The 3902-nt window shown below is 69.8% G+C and carries 5 protein-coding genes and 2 pseudogenes; 3 read left to right on the forward strand and 4 right to left on the reverse strand.

Annotated elements, in window-relative coordinates; all coding sequences use genetic code 11:
• Window positions 1–258, reverse strand: a pseudogene (locus tag GRX66_RS17180) (hypothetical protein); the annotation flags it as partial.
• A 131-nt stretch (window positions 259–389) separates the two neighbouring features.
• Here GRX66_RS17180 and GRX66_RS17185 point away from each other — a divergent pair.
• Window positions 390–803, forward strand: a complete 414-nt coding sequence (locus GRX66_RS17185; RefSeq protein WP_159527606.1) for a hypothetical protein — start codon at window positions 390–392, stop codon at window positions 801–803.
• Window positions 804–965: 162 nt separating this feature from the next.
• Here the strand turns inward: GRX66_RS17185 and GRX66_RS20855 are convergent.
• From GRX66_RS20855 to GRX66_RS17195, 3 genes and pseudogenes are all read right to left on the reverse strand, one after another.
• Window positions 966–1103 (reverse strand): annotated as a pseudogene (locus GRX66_RS20855) (DUF6360 family protein); the annotation flags it as partial.
• 1 nt (window position 1104) lies between these two features.
• Entirely contained in the window at window positions 1105–2865 is a 1761-nt protein-coding gene (locus GRX66_RS17190) for a nitrite/sulfite reductase (protein ID WP_159527607.1), read from the reverse strand.
• 43 nt (window positions 2866–2908) lie between these two features.
• Window positions 2909–3238, reverse strand: coding sequence for a hypothetical protein (locus tag GRX66_RS17195; RefSeq protein WP_159527608.1), 330 nt, complete (start codon window positions 3236–3238; stop codon window positions 2909–2911).
• A 240-nt stretch (window positions 3239–3478) separates the two neighbouring features.
• On the opposite strand from GRX66_RS17195, the gene GRX66_RS17200 reads away from it, so the two are divergent.
• Together GRX66_RS17200 and GRX66_RS17205 are read left to right on the forward strand one after the other, a co-directional pair.
• Complete coding sequence (locus tag GRX66_RS17200; RefSeq protein ID WP_159527609.1) at window positions 3479–3637, forward strand: hypothetical protein; 159 nt, start codon at window positions 3479–3481, stop codon at window positions 3635–3637.
• A 31-nt stretch (window positions 3638–3668) separates the two neighbouring features.
• Window positions 3669–3902: DUF7119 family protein (locus tag GRX66_RS17205; RefSeq protein WP_449271473.1), on the forward strand; the 234-nt coding region annotated here is incomplete at its 3' end.

Raw genomic sequence — 3902 nt, forward strand, 5'->3', positions numbered from 1 at the left:
AGCGGTGAACGGGAGCGCTGCCAGCGGTGCGCGCGGCGCGGCGAGCGTCCGGTCGAAGTACGTCGGGACGAGCGCGTACGCTTTCCCGAGGAGGACGTGGAGGACGAACCCGTGGACGCCCAGCACCGCGAGGGTCGTCCGAGAGACGGAAAGGGCGCCGGAAGTGGCAGCGAGCGCGATGCCCTGCCACGCGACCAGGAACGCGACTCCCGTCGAGACGAACCACCGCGACCCCTTCGACGCCGTCGCTGCCGACATACCACTGGCGTCGGCGGGCGCGCCGAAAAACCCACTGCCGGACGGGTTCGCCGCGCGCCCCCGCCCTCGACACCCGAAGTGGCGTGCTATTGGCCCCCACGGATATCGGTGCGTGGGCCGTAGCACTCCGTATGCCCGACCTCTCAACGACGGAGCGGGACGCGCTCCACGAACTCCAGCTCGGCGTCGAACACGTCTACCGCGCGTACGGCCACCTGCTGGCGTTCCACCACAGCCTCGGCCGCGGCATGGACCACCTCGACGACGCGGAGGGTCTGCTCCGGGACAGCGGCCACGACGCGTACGCGAACGCGCTCCGGGACCACCACCTCCCCGCGGGCGCCGTCGGCGACCGGTGGAGCTACGAACTCGTCGAGGACTTCCGACACGCCCTGCTCGCGGACGTCAGCGACTTCGAGAACGACGTGCGAGCGGACCTCGCGGGCGGCGAGGAACACGTCAGCGAACGCCGGCAGCGCGAGGAGTGGCGTGCGCGCGCCAACTGGGACGACGGCGACGACGAGCGCAACGAGGTAGAACAGTAGGACGACAGAAACCGCCAGGTGACTGGCGGGCGCCGCGTCAGTCCTCGACGCGGTCGGCGTACGATTCGAGTTCGGCGGCGAGTTCGCGCGCCTCCGCGGGGGAGAGCTGAGGCGGTCGGCGTGCGCGGGCACGTCGTCGGTCGCGGTGTTGTCGAGTTCGAGTTCGAGACGGACCGCGTCGTCGGACGACGAGACGTTCAGGACGCCGGGCGCGTCCGCCTGCCAGCCGTGTCCCTCTACGTCGCCGTCGAGGAGCGTGAAGGTCGTGTACGCGTTGACGGCGAGGATGCGGTCGGCCATCTCAGTCGTCCGCCGAGATGGTCTCGCCGTCCCCGTCCGTCGGCGCGGGACTCGCGTCCATGTCGTCCTCGTCGGCGTACGGGTACCACGTCATCTTCGTGTTGTGCATGTAGGGGTCCTCGTAGCTCGTCTCCTCGGGTTCGGCGAGCCCCTGGAGGTCGGCCTCGTCGTGGCGCGCGATGAACTCCCGGAACGTCTCCCCGTCCCGGCGCTGGTCCTCGTAGACCGCGAGCAGATTCTGGATGTATCCCGGGACCTCGTCGGCGGGCACGCGCATCTCCACCCAGTCCGCGAACTGGGGGTTCTCGCCGAGGCCGCCGCCCAGACCAACGTCCAGCGCTTCGACCGGGTCGCCGTCCTTGCGGGTCTTCATCCCGCGGAGGCTGACGTCCGCAATCTGCGGCTGTGCGCACGACGCCGTACATCCGGAGAGGTGGATGTGGAAGTCCGTCACGCCCTCGGGCACGTCGACGTTCTGTTTCAGCCAGCGCGCGTACCGCACCTGGCGGTTCTTCGTCTCCACGATTGACAGCGAGCAGTACTCCGTCCCCGTGCACGCGATGGAGCCCCGCATGAACGGATGGGGGTCCGGCGAGTAGTCCTCGAGCAGGTCCTCGGCGAGGAAGTCGTCGAGGTCGTCCTCGGGGACGTCCGTGACGATGACGTTCTGGCGCTGGGTCAACCGGACCTCCCCGGAGCCGTACTCGTCGGCGAGGTCCGCGAGTTCGAAGACGTCGTCGACGCCCTGGCGGCCCACGAGGACGTTCAGGCCGACGTAGTAGTTGCCGTCCGGCTGCTCGTGCACGCCGACGTGGTCGCCGTGCTCGTCGCCGCCCGCGTTGTACGTGTACTGGTCGCGCAGGTCGTCGCCCGCGGACTCCAGGTCCCAGTCGGTGTAGTCCTCCTGGAGGACGCGGCGCACCTTCTCGGCGCCCCACTCGTCGACGAGGTACTTGATGCGCGCGTTGTACCGGTCCTCGCGGTCCCCGTGGTCGTCGAACAGCCGCGTCGCCGCGGCCGCGACGTCGGTGGCCTTCTCCTCGGGCACCCAGATGTCGACGTCGCGGGCGAACCGCGGCTCCTTGCGCGCGAGGCCGCCGCCGATGCGGACGTTGAACCCGATTTCGCCGTGCTTCTCCGCCGGCTCGAACGCCAGGTCGTTGATGTCGCCCTGCCCGCAGCCCTGGTCGCAGCCCGTGACCGAGACTTTCCACTTCCGCGGGAGGTTCGAGTGCTCGTCGTTCCCCTTGAACGTCTCGTGGAGCTCCTCGGCGACCGGCCACGCGTCCACGTGCTCGTGGGTGTCCTTCCCGGCGACCGGACACCCGACGATGTTCCGCCACGAGTCACCGCAGGCCTGCTGGGTCGTCAGGCCGTTTGCTTCCAGTTTCTCGAAGATGTCGGGGACGTCCTCCAGCTTGATCCAGTGCAGCTGGATCGACTGGCGGGTCGTCCAGTCGCAGTACGCCGCGCCGAACTCCGGGTTGTCGACGGGGCCGCGCGCGAACTCGTCGGCGACCTCCGCGACCGTCCGAAGCTGGCCGGGCTCGAGCACGCCGTTCGGCGTCCCGATGCGCATCATGAAGTACGACTCCTGGCCCTTCCGCTGGTGGTACAGCCCCCACCACTTGAACCGCTCGAACCACTCGTCGTGCTCGTCGTCCGGGATGGCGTCCCAGCCCTCCTCCGCGAACCTGAACAGGTGCTCGCGGATGTCGTTCCCGTAGATCTCGTCCTTCCAGCGCTCGACGTCCGTGGGCATACACACCTAGTCGGCGGTCTGCCTTACCAACCCGCGCTTGGTGTCAAGGTTCCCCGCAGCAGGCCGATGCCGGCGAACCCTGCCGCGACCGACGAACCCCCGTCACGTCCGAGAACCCGTCGTCGGTCACGCGACCGACCGGCAGCCAGGCCGTCGTCCCGGCCTCCCCGCAGGACACGCAGTGGCCGTGCGCACGCGCCTCGACCTGCCGGCCGTCCGCGCCGACGTCCACGTACGCCTCCACCACCAGCCACGCCAGCGCGCACGAACAGAAGGAATCCGCGACCGGCCACACCTCGCTCGTCCCCACCGCGCGCTCGTCGTTCACGCTCACCCACGCGGCGTCGTCGAGCAATCGCAGTCGCGTCGCCATACCAGTAGTTCGGGCCCGCCGCCGTTCCCCTCGTCGGCGCTGGCAACGCCTGCCAGTCGTCACGGACACCGTCAAGCGTCGCCCCTACCGGCCAGTGCTGGCGGGCGTTGCGGCCGAAGCGAGAGTTATGGGCGTTCCAGCCCTACGACTGTCCATGCCAGAGCACCCGCGCGGCCAGCGCCAGCACGCGTCCGCGGACGCCGCACCCGAGTTATTCGACGCCGAGGAGGTGGCCCGCGAGTGAACGACCACGCGGACGCCGACACCACCGACCCCGACCACGCCAAGACGCGCGACGACGACCACCTCACCGACGTCGAACCCGGCGCCGGCTGTACGGAGATCTGGGAGCACCTCTCCGAGCGACGGAACGCCGCCGACGTCGAAGACGAGGAGTAGGTGTTTTACGCCCCACACCGTTACTCAGTGTATGACTGACGAAGCCGGTCGACCGCCAGCGGACCGCGAGTCGCCCGTCGGCGAACCCGTCGTCCGCGGCGACGAACGCGTCACCGGCGAGCACGCTCGCGAGGCCGTCGCGTTCGACCCCGACGACCCCGACAGCGTCACCCAGGCCCGCCGAAACCGCCGGGGCGTCGCGCGCGGCGACCTCGGCGACAGCCACCTCTACATGCTCCGCGGCGCCGCCGCGTGCGCCGCGCTC

This window comes from Halobacterium bonnevillei (genome assembly GCF_009831555.1).
Classification (GTDB): domain Archaea; phylum Halobacteriota; class Halobacteria; order Halobacteriales; family Halobacteriaceae; genus Halobacterium; species Halobacterium bonnevillei.